The following is a 21,917-nucleotide window of genomic DNA, read 5'->3' on the forward strand; positions in this document are numbered from 1 at the left end:
CGGCTTTGATCTGATGTGGCGGACTATCTGCCCAAGCCGCGCCAGACGCAACTGAAGGATCGGTTTAGCCAATCACACCATGCACAGCGGCGCGCGCTGCCAAGGCTGGACTCATCAGATGGGTTCGGCCGTCGCGGCCCTGACGGCCCTCGAAATTTCGGTTGGATGTCGACGCGCAGCGCTCGCCCGGAGCCAGCGTGTCCGGGTTCATGCCAAGGCACATGGAACAGCCCGGCTCGCGCCATTCAAACCCGGCCTCGATGAAAATCTCGTCGAGCCCTTCGGATTCTGCCTGTGCGCGCACGAGGCCTGATCCCGGCACAACCATTGCCCGCACGCCGTCAGCGACCTTGTTCCCCTTGGCGACTTCGGCGGCGGCGCGCAGATCCTCGATCCGGCTGTTCGTGCACGAGCCGATAAAAACGCGTTGCACGGGCGTGCCCTTGATCGGCGTGCCGCCTTCCAGCCCCATATAGGCCAGCGCGCGTTCGCAGGCTGCGGCCTTGACCGGGTCTGCAAAATCTTCCGGTTTCGGAATGATGCCAGATAGCGGAATGGCCTGTTCCGGGCTGGTGCCCCAGGTCAGCGTCGGCTCTACATCCTCACCCTTGATGCGAACGACTTCATCAAACACTGCGTCATCATCGGAGAACAACGTTTCCCAATAGGATTTCGCAACATCCCAAGCGCCACCTTTCGGTGAGGCGGGGCGGCCTTTCATATAGTCAAAAGTTGTTTCGTCGGGCGCGACCAGACCCGCCCGCGCGCCGCCCTCAATGGACAGATTGCACAGAGTCATGCGCCCCTCCATGCTCAGCTTGCGGATGGCTTCGCCGCGATACTCCATCACATAACCGGTGCCTCCGGCGGTGCCGATGACGGAGATGATGTGCAGCGCAAGGTCCTTGGCGGTCACGCCTTCGCGCAAATCGCCCGTAACTTCGATGGCCATGTTCTTGGACTTTCGCGCCCGCAGGGTCTGCGTCGCCAGAACATGCTCAACTTCAGAGGTTCCGATCCCGTGCGCCAGAGCGCCGAATGCCCCATGTGTGGAGGTGTGGCTATCGCCGCAAACAATGGTCATGCCCGGCTGGGTGCGCCCCTGCTCCGGCCCGACCACATGCACAATCCCGTTTCGAATATCGCCCATCGGGAAATACTCGATGTCGTATTCGGCCACATTACGGGTCAGTGTTTCCAGTTGGTTGCGAGCCTCCGGATCTTGCACGCCTGCGAGACCTGCAGCCTGATTTTCAGTTGGCGTATTGTGATCTGCCACGGCAAGCGTCAGGTCGCGGCGGCGGACACCGCGGCCTGCGGCCTTCAAACCGGCGAAGGCCTGGGGCGTGGTGACCTCGTGGATCAGGTGCAAATCGATGTAGAGAAGGCTTTCGCCGCTCTCATCAGTGTGCACCACATGCGCGTCCCAGATCTTGTCGTAAAGTGTCTTGCCAGCCATTGGGCCCATTCCTGTTATGTCGCGGCGCACAATAGCGACGCGCGCCCGGCTGGAAAGGGGTTAATTGGCGCGGGGCGACTCTTGATCACAGGGCGGCGCCAGCCTCACGGCCAGCACATCCAGCTCATCGATCTCGAAATCACCTGACACGAGAATATTCCCGCCGGAAATTCGTTCCATCACTCTGGGGGACATGAGAACTTCATCGTCAATACGCAAGGGCACCGCCTCCCCGATATGCGCTTCCGTGATGGCCGCGAGCTTTGCTGCACTTTCGTCATCGAACTTGATCGACAGCGCTGGCCGGCCCGTCGCATCTTCCGTTGCGGTGGCCTGGATACGATAGGGTTTGAACTGGGTATCCGCGATCGACAGGATACCTTGCGGAACATCCGGCGGGCGGCAGGCCGGCACCGAGATGCGCAACGCATCTTCTTCCACGGGCTGACAGGCGGGCAAGGCAACGAGAGTGGTGAGCAAGGCGATCAGGCGTTTCATGCCCCCAAGGCTGACATAGATTCGAAACGCCCAAAAGCAAAAACGCCCCAACCTTTCGGCGGGGCGTTCTTGAATGACCGGCCTGTAGCCAGGTCTCTATTCTTCAGCAGCGCCTTCTTCGGAGGCTGCAGCAGCTGCTTCAGCTTCAGCAGCTGCGGCCGCGGCGGCCTCTTCAGCAGCTTTCGCTTTTGCAGCTTCTTCGCGAGCCTTCGCAGCAGCTTCCTTGCGGGCAGCTTTTTCAGCGTCTTTCTGGCGACGGCGCTCGGTCTTGGAAACGGCGATCTCGACCGTCTCAATACCGTGGCCTGTGGTACGCTCTGCGATACGGGCAGACTTACCGCGACGGTCGCGCAGATAGTAGAGTTTCGCACGGCGCACGCGGCCTTTGCGCTTCACTTCAATGCTCTCGATCATCGGAGAGGCCAGCGGGAACACACGCTCGACGCCTTCACCGAAAGAGATCTTGCGAACCGTGAAGCTCTCATTGATGCCACCGCCTGCGCGGGCAATGCAGACGCCTTCAAAGCGCTGGACGCGCTCACGGTCGCCTTCCTTGATGCGGACGTTCACGGACAGCGTGTCACCCGGGGAAAATTCCGGGATGTTCTTTTCGCCGACAACGCGGGAAAACTCTTCCGCTTCGAGCTGTTCAATCATGTTCATCGCCTGTCTCCGGCGGTTGTAATTCGTTGGTCTTGGAGTAAGCGGCGTATAAATCGGGGCGGCGCTCAAATGTCAACGACTTTGCGCTGTTAAACCGCCATTCTTGTATGCGTTTGTGGTCTCCAGACAGCAGAACCTCCGGAGTCGGGTGCCCTTCCCACTCTCGCGGCAGCGTATACTGGTCATGTTCGAGCAATCCGGTCTCAAAGGATTCCTCATCCAGAGAGGCTTCGTTTCCCGCGACACCAGGCAACAGGCGCACGACGGCTTCCGTCATCGCCATGGCCGCCACCTCTCCACCGGCCAGCACGAAATCCCCAATCGACACTTCTTTCAGGCCGCGCGCACGGATCACCCGCTCGTCCAGTCCCTCAAACCGGCCGCACATCATCACCATGCCCGGCCCGATCGACAATTCCCGCGCCAGCTTCTGCGAGAATGGCTCTCCGCGCGGAGACAGATAGATCAGGGGCTTCCCGGCCGTGTCGATGCTGTCCAGCGCTGCGGCTGTCACATCCGGACGCAGCACCATGCCAGCCCCGCCCCCGGCCGGGGGCGCATCGACATTCTTGTGCTTGCCGAGGCCGAAATCGCGCAGCTGGACCGTTTCATAGTCCCAGATGCCCTCGCGGCGCGCGCGCTCCAAAATGGAAACGCCGAGCGGCCCGGGAAAGGCTTCGGGAAACAAGGTGATGAAACTCGCTTTGAACATGAGCCGAGCCTTTACAGCAGGCACGCGCTCAGGTCGACCAATCCGGCCAGTCGCGGAACAGGCCGAATTTGATGTTGGTCACCATGGCATTTGCGCTGAAATGCAACGCGTCGGTCTCGCCTGTCCGCGCGGCCGCTGCACGAAACGCCGTATCGAGTTGGGCGAGGTCGCGTGTTTCGATCATGATATGGAATTCGCGCACATCGTCCGGTCTGAGGCCCAGCTTGCATCGCATCATGCGCCAGGTTTCGATCCGGCCATCGTCTTTCATATGGTCGAGAAACGCCGGCAACGCCCTGGCGAAAGCCCGTTCATCGGTGCCCGGCTTCAGATCGAACCAGATGTGATAGATGTCCATGTGCGCGCTCCGCTGTTCACTCGGTTGATGCCCTGACCAGATCGGGCTGGCAATTGCCCTGCCCGTCTAAAGACGGACGGGCCAGGCAATCTGTGACACAGGCCGTGCAGCACTCGAGACTGGACCGGTTACGCGCCACGCTCTACTGCAATACTATGCCAGACACGCCTGCCCTCTCTGTCCTGATCCCGTTCTTCAATGAAGAAGGCAATGTGCACCCGGTCATCGACGAGGTGCACGAGCAACTCGCGGGCATCAGTTTCGAGATTGTCTGCGTGAATGATTGCTCGTCCGACGCTACCGAACGGGAGTTGGCCGAAGCCAAGGCGAAACACCCGGATACCGTCGTCGTGTTCAATCACGTCGAACGCAGGGGCAAGTCAGCGGCCCTGTTCACTGGTTTGAAGTCCGTGCGGGGCCAGTGGGTACAGCTGCTGGATGGCGACGGCCAGAACGATCCAGCGGACACAGCACGGCTCTGGAAGACCATCATTGTACCCGGCGCGTCGCCCCGGCTCGGCATCATTGCGGGCAAACGCAGCAGCCGGAATGATTCCGGCTTCAAATGGCTGCAATCGCGTGTCGCAAATGGTGTGCGCCGTTTCGTGCTGCAGGATGATGCGACCGACACTGGCTGCGGCTGGAAGCTGATCCGGACTGAAGCCTTCCGGGACCTGCCCTTCTTCGCCTCCATGCACCGTTTCCTGCCTGCCCTGATCAAGCGGGCCGGATGGGATGTACGCGAAGAAATGGTGAATGACCGAAAGCGTCTCGCAGGCGAGTCCAAGTATGGCTTTCTGGGCCGTCTGGGCGCTGGCATTTTCGATCTGATCGGCATGTTCTGGCTGATCCGCCGCGGCGGATACGGCATCGCCCGCGAGTGGCACGACCCGCGGGCGAATTAACAGCCTGACCGCCTAACTCTAGTTCTTGTGAACCTCACCGCCGCCGCGATTGCGGAGGGCTTTGGGCATATTGTTCGAGCGCTGCTGTTGCTGCGGGCGCGGCTGGGGCTTGGGCTGCGGCCGAGGCTGTGAACGCTGTTGCGGTGCGGCACGTTGCGGCTGGCGCTGGACCTGAGGTCTGGCCTGGCGCTGAGGTCGGGTCTGTTGCACTGCTGGCTGGCGAACCTGTTGTCGTTGTTGGGGACGCGGGCGGCTTTGCTGCTGGACGCGCTGGCGTTCCTGACGGCGTGGCTGGGCATTCTGAAGCGCTTTTGGACGCTGGCCCATGTCTACGCGTTGTGGCTGCCGCGGCGTTGTCGTCGGGCGTCGCTCTGTCTCGACCCGTGTGCGCGGTGTCGTAATCTGTCGCCGAGGCGTCGCGTTTTGTCGCGCACGGTTCGTATCCTGTCGCTGGATGTCGCGGCGGTCTGGCTGGACGGCGCGCACATTCGGTCGGGGGCGCTGCGGCGAGCCAATATTTGCCTTCTGAGGCGCACGCACCGGCGCAGCATTGTGCGGACGGCGAACAGGCGTTTTCCCGGCACCATTCGGCCCGCCTGCCAGAGCATTGGGCCCTGACGGAGTGACAGCCTGAACATTTCCACCGCGACGGCCACCGCGATCCCCGCGGTCACCATCTCCACGACCGTTCCGGCCATCATGGCGGCCATCACCAGGACGGTCGCCCCGCCCTCCCCGATCGCCGCGCGGAACGTCGCCCACCGGCCGGATGGAGGAGATATTGTCGTTCAGGCGCAGGCCATTCAGGCGAGAAGTCGATGCGTCGACGATCTGGCACCGGCCCCGGAAATTGGCGTGTTCGCACACTTCCCATTTGCCGGAATTGATACGCAGCGACGACACATTGTCGTTGAAGCGATAGCGGCTGAGATCGGAAATGCCCTTGTTCAGACCAAGCGACGCGCCGCGTTCATAGGAATCCGTGTACAGCGTCACAGCGCCATTGCGCGCGCCATAATGACCTTTCAGCGGCTTGTGCCGGGTCTTGTAATGACGGTGGCGACCATAATTCGGATTGGCACCATACCGCGTCCAGCCAAAGCCATAGGGACCGTGACCAAGCCCCGGATTATAGTAGCCATAGCTGCGATAATGCGGGGAATAGCCATAGTGATACACGCTGACCCGCGTGCTGCTGCCGTAGCCATAGCTGTAATCATCATAGCCATAGCGCGCATTGTCGGCATAGCGGATGTATCCGGACCGGTCGCGATTGAACATCAGGCCATGCTCGGCCTCAGTGTATTCATAGATCGGACGGACCGACGTCAGCTCGCCATCAAGGCCATACCAGCCCAGATCCTGCACATCGCCGCGAATGAACACACAGCGCCCCGTGAAGTCGCTATGCTCGCAGAGCTCCCACGCGCCGGACAGCACGGCCACAGATTGCGCCCGGTCATTGAAGTAATAGTCGTGAAGGGTCGATACCGGCTCGAACACTTCGCGGACCTCTCCGCGGAAATCCTCGCCCGTGAACAGCATCAGCCCGGCTGGCTGGGGGTCCGTCTCGTATTGCGCAGCAGCCGTTCCCGCGACAGCGAGCGGGATGGCTAAGGTCGCGCCAAGGCGTATCAGACTGGCAAGCATGGGCATGTCCCTCATTCGTCTCGCAGTCTTTATGACAGAGCCAGCCTGAACAAGCGGCAACATGGATCAGTCGGCGCGGTCGCCCTCTTCTGCCGGGGCTGCCCAATCTTCAAGGGTGGGGATAACAACACGGCCCGCCGCCAGGTCGACCGTCGGCACATCTGCCAGCGTGAACGGCACGAGCACAGTGTCGCCTCCGACGGAGAGGCGAACTTCAAGCAGATCGTCTGCGCCGAAATTCTGTACGGCCTTCACGCGGCCTGCAGGCTCGCTGCCCCCGGAATAGACCTTCAGGCCAACCAGGTCTTCGATGTAGAATTCGTCGTCTTCGGTGTCCGGCAATTGCGCGCGGGGCACGTGCAGCAGCGTACCGCGCAGGCCGTCCCAGTCTTCCTTCTGTTTCTGCTCTTTCGGGCGGACGATGAAATGGTCCTTGCCCGGGCGCGCCGAAACTGGCGTCAGCACGGGCTTTCCGCCCTCATCCACCAGCGCGCCATAGGTGAACACATCATCCGGGTCTGCGGTGAAACTCTTCACGCGCACATCGCCGCGCACGCCATGCGCGCCCTTGACGACGCCCACAACGATCAGCCGGTCAGGATTGGAAGTTTCGCTCATCCCGCCTCTCTAGCGGGCGGGATGAGGAGTGCAAGCGGTCAAGCGCCGTTCTAGCGCCAGCCGCGATAGGCCCGGATGGACGAGATGTTGTCATTCATCCGGATCGGTTTCAGGTCGCCTGCCCCGGCCTGGAGGACTTCGCAACGCCCCCGGAAGTTCGCATGTTCGCAGACCTGCCACGTGCCACCCGTGATCAGGAATGAACTCGCGCGGTCATTGAAGCGATACTGGCTGAGGTCTGCCACATCATGGCTTATCTCGATGGCCTGGCCGCGCTGGGCCGAATCCTGGAACAGGACGAGTTCGCCACCCCGTCTGCCCCGATGGCCCTTGCCGCGATCCCCGCGATAGTAAACGGGACGCAGGGAAGAGACATTATCGTTCAGCCGGTACGCATTCAGGCGCGCGGTGGATGAATCCACGATTTCGCACCGGCCCCGAAAATTGGCATCGGTACACAGCTCCCACGCGCCGGAGCGGAGCGTGATGGAAGAGGCCCGGTCATTGAAGCGCAGGCGCGACAGGTCTGGCTCTGCGCCATTGATACGCACGCCCGCGCCGGAGAAGCGCGCATCGGCATGCAGGATCACCCCGCCTCCGCCGCCGCGATAAGAGGCATCTTGATACCTGCCCCAGTCCGCGCTGGCCGGAAGGGCAAACGCCGCCACGCCAAGCATGGCCAGGGGAAGGCTTTTGGAAAATGGTGTCTTCAGCATGTCGGGTCTCCTTTCGAGTCAGGCTCGTTTTAGAAGACACGATCTGAACGCCGATCTGGTTCCCTGTTGTCTTTCGTTCAGTCTTTGCTGCGCACACGAAAAAGGCCGGCACCCGCAAGGGGCACCGGCCATATCCCGAGACTGGAAAGCCAGTCTTATTCCGAAGCCGCTTCCTCAGCCGGCGCTTCTTCAGCAGCCGGGGCTTCTTCTGCGGCAGCAGCAGCTTCAGCAGCGTCGGCCGCTTTCTGAGCTTTCTCTTCTGCGCGCTCTTTCGCTTTTTTGCCTGGCTCACCCTTGTTCGGGTTGTTGCCATGCTTCCACTCTACGAGTGGCTTGCCGTCAACTTCGATCTGGGACAGGAAGCGTGCAACACGCTCCGTCGGCTGAGCGCCTTTGCGCAGCCATTCGGAAGCTTTCTCGGCGTCGATCTGAACGCGGGCTTCGGAATCTTTCGGAAGGCGCGGATCATAGGAACCGATTTTCTCAACGAAGCGACCGTCGCGGGGGGCGCGGGCATCTGCGATGACAACGGAATAGAAAGGGCGTTTCTTGGACCCGCCACGGGCGAGTCGGATCTTGAGGGCCATGAGTGTATCTCCTGTAAGTCTGGCGTCTCGGGGTTCGTAGTCTAATCGTCGGTCTCGAGACCGCGAATTTGCTCATGATGGCGGATCACTTCCGCCACGATGAAATTCAAGAGCTTTTCGGCGAATGCCGGATCAAGCCCGCTCTCCTGTGCCAGTCGGCGCAGGCGATCAATCTGTTTTGCCTCGCGGTCTTTGTCCGCAGGCGGCATATTGTGGACGGCTTTCAGCTTGCCGACCTCCTGGGTCGCCTTGAAGCGCTCTGCCAGGGTATGGATGATAATCGCATCCAGATTGTCGATGCTGGAGCGCAACTTGGTCAGCTGCAGCAGGGCAAGTGCGTCGGTCGTGTCAGTGTTCATTTCTTCTTCCCTCCGCCGAGTCCCGGCAGTCCGCCCATGCCGGGCGGCAATCCGCCGCCGCCAAGGCCCGGCAGGCTGCCACCAGCGCCGCCCATCTTGGCAAGGTCAGCTGGCGACACGCCTGCGGCCTGCGCCATGTTCATCATGTTCTTCATGCCACCCTTGGTGCGCATCTTCTTCATCATGCCGGCCATCTGCTGGTGCATCTTCAGCACCTTGTTGACCTCTTGCACGGTGACGCCTGCACCCGCAGCAATCCGTTTACGGCGCGATGCATTTAGGATGGCAGGCTTGCGACGCTCTGCGCGCGTCATGGACAGGATGATCGCTTCCTGACGCTTCAGTACATTGTCGTCCAGATTGGCGGATTCCATTGCGGCCTTCGCCTTGCGGGCGCCAGGCAACATGCCCATCAGGCCGCCAAGGCCGCCCATGCGCTGCATCTGGCGGAACTGCTCCGCCATGTCTTCAAGGTCGAACTCGCCCTTGCGGAGTTTCTCCGCCATGCGCTCGGCCTTTTCGGCGTCCATCTGCTCGGCGGCTTTTTCGACCAGGGAGACGATGTCCCCCTGCCCCAGAATGCGGCCAGCAACACGCTTGGCATCGAAGGCGTCCAGCCCGTCCAGCTTTTCGCCAACGCCCATGAACTTGATCGGCAGGCCGGTGACGGCGCGCATGGAAAGCGCCGCACCGCCGCGGCCATCACCATCCATCCGCGTCAGGACAAGTCCTGTCAGCGGCAGGCGGGCATGGAAACGGCTGGCAGTTTCCACAGCATCCTGACCGGTCAGCGCATCGGCCACCAGAAGTGTTTCAGACGGGGTCGCGATATCCGCGATCTCCGCCACTTCATTCATCATCTGCTCGTCGATCGTCGTCCGACCGGCGGTGTCGAGGATGAGGACGTCATAGCCGGAGATCTTCGCGGCGTTCAGCGCGCGGCGGGCAATGTCTGCAGGCAGCTGGCCTTCGATGATCGGCAGCGCGCTGACATTCTCGTTACACTGGTCAGCCAGGATGGCCAGCTGTTCCATCGCTGCCGGGCGGCGCGTGTCGAGCGAGGCGAGCAGGACGCGCTTGCGGTCTTTCTCCGACAGGCGCTTGGCCAGCTTGCCGGTCGTCGTCGTCTTACCGGAACCCTGAAGACCCGCCATCATGATGATGGCTGGCGGGCTGTCGATGCGCAGGCTGGTGTCGGCTTCTTCGCCGCCGAGCATGTCGACCAGCGCGTCATAGACGATCTTGATGACCTGCTGGCCGGGCTTCACAGAGCGGATGACTTCCTCACCGACCGCGCGATTGCGCACGCCATCGATGAAGTCCTTCACGACAGGAAGCGCGACATCAGCCTCCAGAAGGGCAACACGGATTTCGCGCAGCGCCGCGTTCACGTCCTTTTCAGACAGTGCACCGCGGCCGGTCAGGCCGTCGAAAATTCCACCAAGGCGTTCGCTCAGCGTGTCGAACATCTTTGTCGCTCCTTTGCCGTCTGCCAGAGAGCCTGACATAGGCGATCAATTCCATTGCACAAAGCAGAAGTGCCCCGCTGAGCGACACTTCGCCGGGCGGGGGGCCTCGCTGACCTCACGGGATCAGTCAAAGCGCGCTTTTCAGAATTTGCGCAGATGTTCGCGCGCCTAAAGCATGCGGGGGGCGCCGCGTCAAGCGAGTTGCAGCGCCCGGACCCTGTCCCGCAAAACGCTGATCGCCGCCTTGATCTCTTCCCCCACCAGGCTGAGAACGACCATATTGGCCCAGCTGCCGCCAGCGGTGCGCATATAATTGCGGATCAGTCCTTCGCGTTGGGCGCCGATCTTGGTGAAGGAGCGAATGGCGCGCTCATTCCGTTCCGGCACGAAATAGGAGATCCGGCGAAACCGCGCCTCCTGTGCGCGCTCCAGCAATGCCAGTTGAGTTGCGGGCACAACGGCCGTGCCGCGATAGTTTTCAGGATGCCAGACAAAGCCGATTTCCAGCCGGCGATGCGTCCGCGAGACCCGCTCGAACGCGGCGAGGCCGGCAAACTCCCCGGTCGCCTTGTCCACCACGTAGAAGGGATAGAACGAGTCCGTGCCCTTAAGGTCCAGGCTGTGATCCATATAGGCTTCCAGGCTGGTTCCAGTGGGCATGACGGGCATCCATTCCCACATGGATTCAGCCACTTCGGTCGCCAGCACAGTCGGCTTGTGCTCCGCCGTGAGAATCTCCAGGCGAACCACATCATTCTCCGGGGCCGGGTTGGAGAGGTTCATAATCTGGATCATTAGGGCGAAGGCCCGGCATGGCAAGAAAAACCATACCGGGCCTATAAAGTTCTATTTCGGCACTCAAAACCCAGTTCCAATTTGGAATTTATTGGGATTCTTCGCTGTCGAACAGTTGACGCGCCAGATAGGTGAACTCCAACGCAGACCGTTTTGCCCGTGCCTTCTGGTTCGCCGCAGCCGAATGCCCCCCATCGATATTCTCATAGTAGAAAAAGGGCAGCCCGGCCGCTTCGAATTTCGCCGCCATCTTGCGTGCATGCCCCGGATGCACACGATCGTCCTTGGTGGAGGTCACAAAGAACGGCACCGGGTAATCCTTGGACGCGTCAAAATTCTGGTAGGGTGAAATCGTCTCAAGGAAGGCACGCTCTTCCGGAATGTCCGGCGACCCATACTCATCTACCCAGGAGGCGCCCGCCAGCAGCAGGTGATACCTCATCATGTCCAGCAGTGGCACCTGAACGACAACGGCATTCCAGAGATCCGGGCGCTGGTTCAGCATAACGCCCATAAGCAAGCCGCCATTCGAGCCACCCATGATGCCGAGATGCTCAGGAGACGTAACGCCGCGCGCCACCAGGTCTTCCCCGACAGAAATGAAGTCATCATAGATGCGCTGGCGGTTCTGCTTCAGGCCCGCCTGGTGCCAGGCCGGACCGAACTCGCCGCCGCCACGAATATTGGCCAGTACATAAGCCCCGCCTTTCTCCAGCCAGAGCCGTCCGGCCACCGGGCTATAGGATGGGTTCATCGACACCTGAAAACCGCCATAGGCATAGAGCAGCGTCGGAGTGCTGCCGTCCAGCGGCATGTCTTTCTTGCTGACAAGGAAGTACGGGACCTTTGTGCCATCCTTCGACGTCGCAAAATGCTGCGTCACCTTCAGGTCGCTGGCATCGAACTTCGGCGGCAGGCTTTTCAGCGTGACGACATCTCCCGTCGTCGCATTATAGGACAGCAGTGAGTCTGGCGTCAGGAAGTCTTCGTAATTGATGAAGACTGTTTCTTCCTCGTCGCTGGCGAACGCGATGCTTGCCTGCCCCGCGCCCGGCAGTTCGACTGCAGACAATGTCCAGCCATCGGCGCCCGCCTCGGCGCGCATCACCTTGCCAACCGCCGTATCGCTGACCCCCAGCAGAAGCGCGCCCTTGGCGACAGATACGCCTTCAAGGGCCTGTGTTTCGCTCGGATGGAAGACAAGTGACACACGCGGCAAAGCCCGCGACTCGAGGAATGTATCAAGATCGAACGCGACCAGGTCGCCAGATTTGAACGTCGCCTCCTGCCCCTCAGGCACCCAGTCTTCCTGCAACGTCACAAGCAACTGACCCTGATATACACCGTACAGGGACGCCTTGGCCGGAACAGGGATTTGAACCGGGTCGCTCTCGTTTTCCGGGAACCACCAATAGCGCGTCGTGAAGAAGGTGTCTGCCTGTGAGGCGCCTTGCAGGACACGGCCATCTTCAAGCTCCAGCGTCATGGGCCACACGCCCACATCATCCGTCTCGCCACGGATCAGTTCTTCTGCTGTGTCCAGATCTGTCCCGCGCTGCCAACGCTTGACGATGAAGGGATACCCGGAATCAGTCAGCGTGCCCTCGCCCCAATCGGTCGCGATCAATAGCGTATCAGGACCCGCCCAGGCTCCGCCCTGCTTGGCTTCGGGTGTGACAAAGCCATCTTCAATGAAGGTCTTCGTGGTCAGGTCAAACTCGCGGCGGATGATGGCGTCCTTGCCGCCATTCGACAGCGACACCATGCATTTGCAGCCTTCATCGCTGCCTTTCGGACGGAAACAGTCTGCGCCCTTGAAGACCCAGTTCTTGTCTTCCTCTTCGGCCAGCTTGTCGAAATCGAGAACGGTCTCCCAGTCCGGTGCATCGCTGGCGTAACTGTCCAGCGTCGTGCGCCGCCACAGGCCGCGCACATTTGTGTCATCCTGCCAGAAATTGTAGACCATCCCGTCACGGATAGATCCGTAGGGAATGCGTTCTGCCGAGGTCAGCGCCTCGATCGCGGCCGCCTCGTTTTCGGCATAGGCCGGATCGGCTTCCAGCGTGGCAAGCGACCGATCATTTTGCTGAGTGACCCAGGCCAGCGCCTCCTCCCCTTCAACCTCTTCCATCCAGAGATAAGGGTCTTGGGCCGCCGCCTCGGAGGCCTGCGAAGATGGTGTGGAATCTGCCAAGGAAGTCTCCGATGGGGTTTGGGTTTCACAGGCCGCAAAGGCCAGGATGCTGATTGCAGCCAGATAGGTACGCATGATGTCTCCGAACAGGGGATGAGGTCTGCTGCAATAGATGTAACAGATGAACGAATTTTCCAGCGATCACCCTATCGAGACAGAAATTTCCTTCACCGCGACCAAACGGCGCGCAGATACGCCCTAATCAAGACGCTCGAAGACAATGCTTTCCACCAGCAAGGCACGGGTTTTCTCCGGCACAACCGGACGGATGGCGAAGTAATCAAACGCCTGGTCGCCGATGTGATCCGGCACAATGTACTCAAAGCTGAAATCCTGGAATTCCGGCTCCAGATCGAATGTCTGCCAGCCGGAATCGCCATCCCGCCCGACGGAATAGATCAGCTTGGCCTGCATCGCGCCGCGCTGGTCTGCCGGACGCATGCGAACCGTGCTGCGAATGCGGCGGCCGGAAAATTGCACTTCCAGATCGCTGGCCAGCTGAAAATGTGGGCCCTCTTCCGGCTCTGGCCCGAGCATGCCGGCCTGAGCCTCTATAAAGAGCAGATAATCGCCATCTCCGTCTCGCACGAGTTCCGTCGTGGCATCGCCACCAGCGACAACCTTGTTCAGGAAGGCGCCTTCGATCGTGATCCGGTCGTAATTGACCCCGTCTCCTGTCACCGATCCATCCGGCAGGCGACCAAAGGCAGGCCAGATGGCGAGCAGCACCATTCCGACCAGAAGCAACAAGGCCAGAGGAAAAAAGATCCGATCTTTCATCAAGCAGGGCACTCTTTCACAGTTGGGCCGCGTACACCGCTAGCCACGGACAAGCACTCCTGTTAGCAGGAAGCCGGGCGGTTTGGCGAGCCGTTGACGCTGCTTTGCATGAAATAAACGGGGGCGAGTTCCATGTCGAAATCGGCATTGCGACGCCGGGCGAAAGAAGCCCGCCACTGGCTGTTCGACGCATGTTTCCCGCTCTGGAGCGAACGCGGCCTGAACGAGAGCGGCCTGTTTGTTGACGCCCTCTCGCTGGATCACACACCTCTAGCTGGCGACACAGTTCTCATCAGTACGCAGGCGCGCCAGACTTCCGTATTCGCACAAGCCGGGCGTCTTGGCTGGAAACCCGATACGGCGAGGAATCTGGTCGAAGACGGTGTGCGGACGCTCAGCGGTCTGGCGCGACGCGACGATGGCCTGATCGGGCGCACCCTGCTTGCAGACGCCAGCGCACTTTCCGACCAGACGCCGTATCTTGGAGACCTCGCCGCCAGTCTGCATGCGCTCGCCCTGTCGAGTGAGATGCTCGAAGATGGCAGCGGCGTGATTGCGTCTGTCCGCGCGCTGCTGGATTCGCTCGACCGACGGATGAAAGATCGCACCAATGGCGGCTATGCCGAAATGCTGCCCATGATGGCCAAACGCCAACAGGCGCCACACATGCGGCTGCTGGAGGCATGCCTGGCCCTGCACCGCGCCGACCCGGAAGGCGATCATCTGGCCCGCGCATCCGATCTGGTCACTCTGTTTCACGAGAAATTCACCGCTGGGCCTAGCGGCCTGCTCGGCGAGGAATTCGGCCCGGACTGGAGTGCGCCAGAAGGCGACCCGGCCCGGTTGGTTGAGCCGTCTCACCAATTCCAATGGGTCTGGTTGCTGGGCGCATTTGCGAGCGCGCAATCTGAACCGATGGCCCCCATTGCCGGACGCCTCTACAGTTTCGCCACCGGTACGCTGGACGAAGAGGGCCGCACCTTGAAACAGGTCAGCCGTGACGGCGGGGCACAGGATTCCGGCCGGCAGACAAGCGCGCAGACCGAAGCCCTGAGAGCCCACCTCACCATGCTTGAGATGACGGATGACGACGCCGTTGCCGCAGCCGCCTGCACCAGCTTCGACATCCTGATGGACGAACACCTGACGCCTGAAGGCGGCTGGATCGATGCCTATGATGGTGATGGCCATATCATCTCCAACTCGATGCCCGCCGCGACAGGGCATGACGTGGTCCGCGCATTTTCAGAGCTGATACGCGTGATGAACGCTTGAAACTGACCGGTTTTGCCGTGAAAAGGGCCGGAAACCGATCAGAAGGAAGTTTTCATGCCCAAACTCGCGCTCGTCCGTCATGGCCAGTCCGAATGGAATTTGCAGAACCGTTTCACGGGTTGGTGGGATGCCGACCTGACCGAGAAGGGCGAAGCGGAAGCAAAGAAATCCGGTGAATTGCTGAAAGCGTGCGACGCAGATTTCCGCGCCGCCTTCACCAGCGTCCAGACCCGCGCCATTCGCACATTGTGGCTGGCGCTGACGGAAATGGGCCGTGTGTGGCTGCCCGTGACCAAGCATTGGCGCCTGAATGAGCGCCACTATGGCGGCCTGACAGGGCTCGACAAGGCTGAGACCGCCGCAAAGCATGGCGACGACCAAGTCCATATCTGGCGCCGGTCCTACGACATCCCGCCCCCACCCCTGGAAGCCGGCAGCGAGTTCGATCTGGCCAGCGACCCGCGCTACAAGGGCATCGACATTCCGAACACCGAAAGCCTGAAGCTGACGCTGGAACGCGTCCTGCCCTATTGGGAAGAGGCGATCACGCCAGTCCTGAAGTCCGGCACGGATGTTGTCATCGCCGCGCACGGTAATTCGCTCCGCGCTCTGGTGAAGCATTTGTTCGATGTCGCCGATGAGTCCATCACCGGGATTGAGATACCGACCGGTAACCCGCTCTACATTGAGCTGGATGACAATCTCAAGCCAATCTCCGTTCGCTATCTGGATGCAGATCGCGGCAAGCCGCTGCCTGAACTTCCATGAGCCTGCGCCCGTCCCGTCGTCGCGACCGTCGCATGATGGGACGGGCCCACGCCCTTGCCCGGCTCAATCAGGGCCTGACGGGGGTAAACCCGTCGGTCGGCTGTATCATTCTTGACCGTGAAGGCCACATTGTCGGCGCTGGCGTCACCGGTCTTGGCGGACGGCCCCATGCCGAAGAAATCGCGCTGGATGAAGCCGGGGCGCGTGCACATGGCGGCACCGCCTATGTCACGCTGGAGCCCTGCCGGTCGCGCTCACAGGGCAACAAATCCTGCTCTGTAAAACTGATGGAAGCCGGCATTGCGCGCGTTGTGTGCGCCATTGAGGATCCGCACCCGGTCGCCAATGGCGGGATTCGGGCCCTGCGCGACGCGGGCATTCAGGTGCAAATCGGGCTGGGCCAGCGCGAGAGCCAGCGACTCTACCGGAAATTCTTCGAAAGCATCCTCTGATCAGCCGCCGAAGGGTCCGGCGTGCGCGATGATCTTTTCATAGAACGCAACCGAATCCCGCTGGAACGCGGCCTTGTTGAATTGCTGCTCGTAGGACGCACGGCCCCCTTCGACCAGTTTTGCCGCAAGCGCCTTGTCAGAGATGACGCGGCTGAGCGCGTTGGCCAGCGCGTCGACATCATTCTTCGGAATCAGCAACCCGTTCACTTCATCCTTCACATAGGCCGCCGGACCAACGGCGTCCGCCGCCACCAGGGGACGAGACGCGGCCCAGGCATCTACCGTCACCGTACCGAACGGTTCATAGCGTGAGGGGAAGGCCACCACATCACAGGCAGCGAGCAGCGCGCCGCGATCATTCCGCCATCCAAGAAAGCGCACACGGTCATCCAGGCCAAGCTTGGTGCACTGGGCCTTCAGCTCTGCTTCGATCGGCCCGTCGCCCGCGATCCAGACATACAGGCCCGGCACCTTGGCCGTGGCGTCCAGCAGCGTGTCGAGGCCCTTCTTCTCGTGCAGGCGGGCCAGTGCGAGGGCGACAGGTGCGTCCTCTGGCGTATCCAGCGCCGCGCGGCTTGCCGGATCTGCGCCTTCGAAATCGGCATAGGTGTGAATGATGGCAGACCGGTCATCCGGCACGCCCTGCTCGCGGATATGGCGCAGCAGATCAATCGTCAGGCCGACATGCCATTCACAATTCACGAAACGGGCGAGCTTGTAATAGCCGCCATACCAGCCGATCGACCGGCTGCGATATTCCTTCGGCGCGAACTGCCCGGCGCGGCCCATCCAGTATTCGATCACATCCGGCTTGAACGCCTTGATCGCATCGCCGATCACGCGGCGCGTCGGGAAAGGCCAGGTATTGTTGAAAGCGGCCACATCGACGCCAATACCGGCTTCACGAAATTTCTGCACGCGGAACTGGTTATCCGGCCGTGTCACGACATGCTGAGTCAGCCCGGCTTCCGCCAGTGCCAGCACGGATTCCAGCATGATGTTCTCCGCGCCGCCCTCTTTCGCGCCCGCCATCACGTGCATGATCCGCATCTGCCGTTCCTTTCAAACTGAACCATTACCTGCCTGAGCGCATACCCATTATCACAAGCTGCGGCAAACGCTCCTTGGCAGTGGGGGATGAAATGCCTACAGACAGGGCCGAACACAATGAAAGCCGCATGATCATGTCCGACTACCGCCTCTTTGGCGCCGATACCTCGCCCTACTCCCAGAAAGTCCGCGCCTTCCTGCGTTACAAGAATGTGGACTTCGACTGGGTGGCGCGCTCGCGCGAGAATGAGGAAGAGTTCCAGGCACTGGCACAGGTTGCGACCGTACCCTTGCTGATCTCTCCTACGCGCCCGGCCAATCAGGACTCCACGGCGATCATTTCGGGCCTTGAGGCAGACCATCCAGAACCAAGCGCCGTGCCGGATGAGGTTGCGACCTCCATGCTGGCCCTGCTGCTGGAAGACTATGCGGATGAGTGGCTGAACAAGACCATGTTCCTGGAACGCTGGGGTCAGAAGCCTGACCGCGAAGATGCCGCTCTGCGCGTGCTGGTCCAGCTTTATGGCGGCAAGCGCCCCCGCGCTTACAAGAAAGCCCGCGACCAGATTGCCGAACGTATGGCAGACCGGCTGAAGCTGGTCGGCGCAAATGAAAGCAATGCGGACATTCTCAAAGCCTCGTTCGAGCGCTTCTCAACGCTGCTGAACGCTCATTTGAAAGAACATCTCTACATTTTCGGTGGTCGTCCGTCTGCGGCAGACTTTGCGCTCTACGCGCAATTCCAGCAGATGATGATGGACAAGACCCCTGCCAAATGGCTGACCGAACACGCCCCGTTTATCGTCGCCTGGATCGAGAATATGGAAGATCCAAAGCCGGGCGCGCCGTTTGCCTCGCTTGAAGCGCTCGCACCGACGCTGGCGCCTATCTTCGCAGACGAGCTTTGCAAGACCTACCTGCCCTGGGCGAAAGCCAATTCAAAAGCGGCCGAGCGCGGCGACAAGGATGTGTCAGCCTCTGTGGAAGGTGGCACGTTCGAACAGTCGACACAAAACTACGCCGCCGCTGCATATGATTCCGTCCGCAAGGCGCTGGGCTCTGCGATGGAAGACGAAGCGCTGAAGACTTTCCTGAAAGACGCAGGCTGCGCGCGCTTTTTCGGTTAGGCCGGGGCCCCATCCAAGAAAAAACGGCGCGCCCATATGGACGCGCCGTTTCTGTTTCACGCAATGACCACGCTTAGGCGGCGTTGCTGGAGGCTTTCTTGCCGATCAGTTTCGGTTCGCTCTTTGCAGGCGCGCCGATCTCGATCTTGCGGGGCTTCTTCTCTTCCGGCAGTTCGCGGATCAGGTCGATGCGCAGAACGCCGTGCTGGAGGTTTGCACCGGTCACGATGACATGGTCTGCCAGCTGGTACCGGCGAATGAAGCTGCGCTGGGCAATGCCGCGATGGAGATAATTACGGCCTTCGCCGTCTTCGCTCTCGCCGCGTTTGCCGGCAACGGTCAGCAGGCCTTCCTTGGTTTCGATTTCGAGGTCGTCTTCGGTGAAGCCGGCGACCGCGATCTCGATGGCGAAGGCATTGTCGTCAACGCGCTCGATATTGTACGGCGGATAACCCTGCGAGCCGTCGAGCCGGGATGCCTGATCGATCATGCTGGCAAGACGGTCAAAGCCGACAACTGTGCGGTAAAGGGGGGTAAGGTCGATATTGCTCATAGGTTCAGTCCTCTGGTTCAAGCAACTGCGGGCCACCCTTTCGGGGAGCGCCCGGATGGATATTCGGCACCTGCGACAGTCCAACCCGAATTCGGCGTTGGCACAGAAACCGGTCACGACCCGATTGTCGGCATCGTGACACAGACTATGTGGGTAGCCTAAGAAGAGGTTCAAGAGGCCTGTTTAGGAGAGACCCTGTGAAGCCAATCACCCCGATTTTCGCCCTGTCCGCGCTGGTTCTGGCCGCCTGTGGCCAGCCTGACGCCCCTGCAACAGAAACAGCGCAGCCTGCCACACCGCCGGTCGAGACGACCGCGACAGAGACCACACCGCTTGAGGCCGCCATCGCTGGCGCGCATCGCAGCGACGAGGAAAAGGCCCGCGATGCCTGGCGCAATCCAAAGGAAACGCTGGAATTCTTCGGCGTGGAGGCCGATGACAAAGTGGTCGAGCTGTGGCCGGGCGGTGGCTGGTACACCAACATCCTCGCGCCGTATCTGGCGAGCGGGAATGGCACGCTGGTCGCGGCTTATTTCGATCCGAATGTGGGCGATGAAGACCGCCGCGCCCGCATCGCGGAACGCCTCGCAGAATTCAAGGCAAATTATGAAGACCCGAAATTCGGTACGATTGAATACAGCGCCTTTTCCGCCGAAAGCGGCCCGCTGACCGAAGAAGGCACAGCCGATGTCGTGCTGACCTTCCGCAATCTGCACAATTGGATGGGCGGCGGCTACACCGACAAATTCTTCACCGACGCCTATGCGGCCCTGAAGCCGGGCGGCGTGTTGGGTGTGGTCGAGCACCGCCTGCCCTCCACCGATACACAGGACCCGACCGGTGCGTCCGGCTATGTCCACGAAGACTATGTGAAATCACTCGCAGAAGCGGCCGGATTTGAATTTTCCGCGTCCAGCGAGATCAACGCCAATCCGGCCGATACGGCTGATCACCCGTTTGGCGTGTGGACCCTGCCCCCGGTCAGCGCGACATCTGACCGTGAAGGCAACACGCCGGAAGACTTTGATGCAGAGGCCTATGCCGCCGTCGGTGAAAGCGACCGCATGACCCTGAAATTCGTGAAACCCGCCGAATAGGGCGACGAACACACACGACAGAGCCCGCTGCCCTTTCCGGGGTGGCGGGCTCTTTCTTTTGGCCCCTGCGCCGCCTAAAGGTGCGCGTCATGACGACACGATCCCTCTTCCCGACCCTGATCCGCACCGAGTCTCTCGGCGACGCAGACCTTGCGACGCGCCTGGAACATGTTTGCTGGGTGCTGGCAGAGGATGATCAGGCCGGCAATGAGTGGTGCGAGAAACAGGGCTATGGCGGCTACACCTCCTATGCTTCGCTGGACGATCTGCCAGAGAGGTTTCCGGAGTTTGCTGAGCTGAAAGCACTGCTGGACCCGATGGCCGCATCATTCGCCGAGGAATTGCTCTGGGACATGGCCGGTCTGTCCCTGCAGCTGGACGCGATATGGGTGAACATTCTTGAGCCCGATTTCGGGCATTCGAACCACATCCACCCCGGCAGCGTGATTTCTGGCACGTTCTATGTCGCGATTCCGGACGGGGCGGCGCGGTTGAAACTGGAAGATCCGCGCCTCTCGCGCATGATGACGGCGCCACAATTGCGCGATGATGTCCCCGAAGACCGCCAGCGCTTCGTCTATCTGGCGCCCGAAGCCGGACAGGCAATCATGTGGGAAAGCTGGCTGCGCCACGAAGTCCCTCCCAATATGGGGGAGGAACCGCGTGTTTCGATCAGCTTCAACTACGCCCTGAAGCGGGCCTGACCGGCGGTTACAGCGCTTTTCCGATCACCATGATCGCCAGCGCCAGCCCGCCAACATAGGTGACAAGCGCGCCCAACGCTTTCAACGGATGCGGCTTTTCCAGCGTTGCGCAGACCAGGAAACCGAGCGCGTGCAGAATGCGCGACAGGGTGATGAGCACCACCAGGCCGGTGACGGTGAGCCCGAGATCGCGCCCCGCATAGGCAAAGCCGGTCACCACAAAAAGCCCGATCAGAAGCGCGGCATATTCGGCGGCATTTCCATGCGCCCGCTCGGCTTTCATCATCGGCCCGGTCGGGTCTGTCGCTGCTCCATAGGCGATGGTTTTCGTGCGTCCCCGCGTGATCGAAACCCAAAAGCCCAGCAACAGGGTCAGGATGACCAGCGCTGCGCTGCACAGGATAAGGATTGAATGCATTTGGAGTACCTCCCAAGCGGGAGAGTAACCCCATTTGGGCTAGTGGGAAGCATTCAGGCACAAAACCTGCTTAACCCTTTCGCGTCATTGCTGCTCTTGACGCAATCGGTTTGAGGCGTCATCGCCACCCGACACCGTATTTCAACCTTCCAGCCAGATGCGAGCCGTCTTATGGACCTTTCCAAAATCAAAACCGGTAACAACCCGCCGGACGACATCAACGTGCTCATCGAGGTCCCGCTCGGCGGCGACCCGATCAAATACGAGATCGACAAGGATTCCGGCGCAATGTTCGTGGATCGCTATCTCTATACCGAGATGCGCTACCCCTGTAATTACGGGTTCGTCCCGCACACGCTGAGCCTGGATGGCGACCCGATCGACGTGATGGTTGTCGGCAACCGCCCGCTTGTGCCGGGTTCCGTCGTGCGCGCCCGCCCGGTTGGCGTCCTCATGATGACAGACGACAAGGGCCCGGATGAGAAGATCCTCGCCGTGCCACACAACAAGCTGACGTCTTACTATGACAAGATCGCGACCTATCACGACCTGCCACAGACGCTGATCGACAAGACCGCCCACTTCTTCGAGCACTACAAGGACCTCGAAAAAGGCAAGTGGACCCGGATCGAAGGCTGGTATGGCATCGAGAAGGCTCGCGAGTTGATCGAAGCTGCCGTGAAGCGCGGCCAGGAAGAAGGCGCCTGATC

Annotated in this window: 25 protein-coding genes; 8 read left to right on the plus strand and 17 right to left on the minus strand. The window is 60.8% G+C overall.

Going from position 1 to position 21,917, the window contains the following annotated elements; all coding sequences use genetic code 11:
• Positions 1–64: 64 nt before the first annotated feature.
• From leuC to HF931_RS03685, 5 genes are all read right to left on the minus strand, one after another.
• The gene (gene leuC, locus HF931_RS03665; protein ID WP_273241912.1) at positions 65–1,459 is read right to left on the minus strand and encodes a 3-isopropylmalate dehydratase large subunit; all 1,395 of its coding nucleotides are present in this window, start codon (positions 1,457–1,459) and stop codon (positions 65–67) included.
• Positions 1,460–1,519: 60 nt separating this feature from the next.
• Positions 1,520–1,957: a SecDF P1 head subdomain-containing protein gene (locus HF931_RS03670; protein WP_273241913.1), complete on the minus strand. Its 438-nt coding sequence runs from the start codon at positions 1,955–1,957 to the stop codon at positions 1,520–1,522.
• Positions 1,958–2,053: 96 nt separating this feature from the next.
• A complete protein-coding gene (gene rplS, locus HF931_RS17140) occupies positions 2,054–2,620 on the minus strand; it encodes a 50S ribosomal protein L19 (RefSeq protein ID WP_035548966.1) in 567 nt (188 codons plus the stop codon).
• Complete coding sequence (gene trmD / locus HF931_RS03680; RefSeq protein WP_273241914.1) at positions 2,607–3,332, minus strand: tRNA (guanosine(37)-N1)-methyltransferase TrmD; 726 nt, start codon at positions 3,330–3,332, stop codon at positions 2,607–2,609. Before trmD ends, rplS begins: the two co-directional genes overlap by 14 nt.
• A gap of 28 nt (positions 3,333–3,360) precedes the next feature.
• Positions 3,361–3,690, minus strand: a complete 330-nt coding sequence (locus HF931_RS03685; RefSeq protein WP_273241915.1) for a DUF6614 family protein — start codon at positions 3,688–3,690, stop codon at positions 3,361–3,363.
• Between the two features lie 104 nt (positions 3,691–3,794).
• On the opposite strand from HF931_RS03685, the gene HF931_RS03690 reads away from it, so the two are divergent.
• Positions 3,795–4,595 (plus strand): glycosyltransferase family 2 protein, encoded by an 801-nt coding sequence (locus tag HF931_RS03690; protein ID WP_273241917.1) that lies wholly within the window; start codon positions 3,795–3,797, stop codon positions 4,593–4,595.
• Positions 4,596–4,613: 18 nt separating this feature from the next.
• Here the strand turns inward: HF931_RS03690 and HF931_RS03695 are convergent, their stop codons facing one another.
• From HF931_RS03695 to HF931_RS03735, 9 genes are all read right to left on the minus strand, one after another.
• Positions 4,614–6,245 carry a beta/gamma crystallin-related protein gene (locus HF931_RS03695; RefSeq protein ID WP_273241918.1) on the minus strand — a complete coding sequence of 544 codons (1,632 nt, stop codon included), beginning with the start codon at positions 6,243–6,245 and terminating at the stop codon, positions 4,614–4,616.
• 66 nt (positions 6,246–6,311) lie between these two features.
• On the minus strand, positions 6,312–6,863 hold the full coding sequence (rimM, locus tag HF931_RS03700) for a ribosome maturation factor RimM (RefSeq protein ID WP_273241919.1): 552 nt from the start codon (positions 6,861–6,863) through the stop codon (positions 6,312–6,314).
• A gap of 50 nt (positions 6,864–6,913) precedes the next feature.
• Entirely contained in the window at positions 6,914–7,579 is a 666-nt protein-coding gene (locus HF931_RS03705) for a beta/gamma crystallin-related protein (RefSeq protein WP_273241920.1), read from the minus strand.
• 155 nt (positions 7,580–7,734) lie between these two features.
• Positions 7,735–8,166, minus strand: coding sequence for a 30S ribosomal protein S16 (rpsP, locus tag HF931_RS17145; protein WP_035548979.1), 432 nt, complete (start codon positions 8,164–8,166; stop codon positions 7,735–7,737).
• Positions 8,167–8,207: 41 nt separating this feature from the next.
• Positions 8,208–8,525 (minus strand): chorismate mutase, encoded by a 318-nt coding sequence (locus HF931_RS03715; RefSeq protein WP_035548982.1) that lies wholly within the window; start codon positions 8,523–8,525, stop codon positions 8,208–8,210.
• Positions 8,522–9,994, minus strand: a complete 1,473-nt coding sequence (ffh, locus tag HF931_RS03720) for a signal recognition particle protein (RefSeq protein WP_035549069.1) — start codon at positions 9,992–9,994, stop codon at positions 8,522–8,524. Before ffh ends, HF931_RS03715 begins: the two co-directional genes overlap by 4 nt.
• Before the next feature lie 192 nt (positions 9,995–10,186).
• Positions 10,187–10,789 carry a GNAT family N-acetyltransferase gene (locus HF931_RS03725; protein ID WP_273241921.1) on the minus strand — a complete coding sequence of 201 codons (603 nt, stop codon included), beginning with the start codon at positions 10,787–10,789 and terminating at the stop codon, positions 10,187–10,189.
• An 88-nt stretch (positions 10,790–10,877) separates the two neighbouring features.
• Positions 10,878–13,058, minus strand: a complete 2,181-nt coding sequence (locus tag HF931_RS03730; protein ID WP_273241922.1) for a prolyl oligopeptidase family serine peptidase — start codon at positions 13,056–13,058, stop codon at positions 10,878–10,880.
• 123 nt (positions 13,059–13,181) lie between these two features.
• Positions 13,182–13,763: a hypothetical protein gene (locus HF931_RS03735; RefSeq protein ID WP_273241923.1), complete on the minus strand. Its 582-nt coding sequence runs from the start codon at positions 13,761–13,763 to the stop codon at positions 13,182–13,184.
• 132 nt (positions 13,764–13,895) lie between these two features.
• Here HF931_RS03735 and HF931_RS03740 point away from each other — a divergent pair, with 132 nt between their 5' ends.
• The 3 genes from HF931_RS03740 to HF931_RS03750 are packed head-to-tail and all read left to right on the plus strand — an operon-like array spanning position 13,896 to position 16,258.
• The gene (locus HF931_RS03740) at positions 13,896–15,038 is read left to right on the plus strand and encodes an AGE family epimerase/isomerase (protein WP_273241924.1); all 1,143 of its coding nucleotides are present in this window, start codon (positions 13,896–13,898) and stop codon (positions 15,036–15,038) included.
• Positions 15,039–15,092: 54 nt separating this feature from the next.
• Positions 15,093–15,806, plus strand: coding sequence for a 2,3-diphosphoglycerate-dependent phosphoglycerate mutase (gene gpmA, locus HF931_RS03745; RefSeq protein WP_035548992.1), 714 nt, complete (start codon positions 15,093–15,095; stop codon positions 15,804–15,806).
• Positions 15,803–16,258 carry a bifunctional diaminohydroxyphosphoribosylaminopyrimidine deaminase/5-amino-6-(5-phosphoribosylamino)uracil reductase RibD gene (locus tag HF931_RS03750; RefSeq protein WP_273014418.1) on the plus strand — a complete coding sequence of 152 codons (456 nt, stop codon included), beginning with the start codon at positions 15,803–15,805 and terminating at the stop codon, positions 16,256–16,258. Before gpmA ends, HF931_RS03750 begins: the two co-directional genes overlap by 4 nt.
• Here the strand turns inward: HF931_RS03750 and HF931_RS03755 are convergent, their stop codons facing one another.
• A complete protein-coding gene (locus HF931_RS03755; RefSeq protein ID WP_273241925.1) occupies positions 16,259–17,308 on the minus strand; it encodes a glycosyltransferase in 1,050 nt (349 codons plus the stop codon).
• A gap of 92 nt (positions 17,309–17,400) precedes the next feature.
• Between HF931_RS03755 and HF931_RS03760 the strand changes: the two genes are divergently transcribed.
• Positions 17,401–18,435 (plus strand): glutathione S-transferase family protein, encoded by a 1,035-nt coding sequence (locus HF931_RS03760; protein WP_273241926.1) that lies wholly within the window; start codon positions 17,401–17,403, stop codon positions 18,433–18,435.
• A 73-nt stretch (positions 18,436–18,508) separates the two neighbouring features.
• Here HF931_RS03760 and HF931_RS03765 read toward each other — a convergent pair whose 3' ends face one another.
• Entirely contained in the window at positions 18,509–18,988 is a 480-nt protein-coding gene (locus HF931_RS03765) for an Hsp20 family protein (protein ID WP_035548999.1), read from the minus strand.
• 197 nt (positions 18,989–19,185) lie between these two features.
• Between HF931_RS03765 and HF931_RS03770 the strand changes: the two genes are divergently transcribed.
• Together HF931_RS03770 and HF931_RS03775 are read left to right on the plus strand one after the other, a co-directional pair.
• On the plus strand, positions 19,186–20,085 hold the full coding sequence (locus HF931_RS03770) for a class I SAM-dependent methyltransferase (RefSeq protein WP_273241927.1): 900 nt from the start codon (positions 19,186–19,188) through the stop codon (positions 20,083–20,085).
• Between the two features lie 89 nt (positions 20,086–20,174).
• The gene (locus tag HF931_RS03775; RefSeq protein WP_273241928.1) at positions 20,175–20,789 is read left to right on the plus strand and encodes a TIGR02466 family protein; all 615 of its coding nucleotides are present in this window, start codon (positions 20,175–20,177) and stop codon (positions 20,787–20,789) included.
• A gap of 7 nt (positions 20,790–20,796) precedes the next feature.
• Here the strand turns inward: HF931_RS03775 and HF931_RS03780 are convergent, their stop codons facing one another.
• Positions 20,797–21,207 (minus strand): MAPEG family protein, encoded by a 411-nt coding sequence (locus HF931_RS03780; RefSeq protein WP_035549007.1) that lies wholly within the window; start codon positions 21,205–21,207, stop codon positions 20,797–20,799.
• Positions 21,208–21,378: 171 nt separating this feature from the next.
• Between HF931_RS03780 and ppa the strand changes: the two genes are divergently transcribed.
• The gene (gene ppa, locus HF931_RS03785; RefSeq protein ID WP_027839373.1) at positions 21,379–21,915 is read left to right on the plus strand and encodes an inorganic diphosphatase; all 537 of its coding nucleotides are present in this window, start codon (positions 21,379–21,381) and stop codon (positions 21,913–21,915) included.
• The last annotated feature ends 2 nt before the right edge of the window (positions 21,916–21,917 follow it).

The organism is Hyphomonas atlantica corrig., assembly GCF_017795365.1.
Lineage (GTDB): Bacteria > Pseudomonadota > Alphaproteobacteria > Caulobacterales > Hyphomonadaceae > Hyphomonas > Hyphomonas atlantica.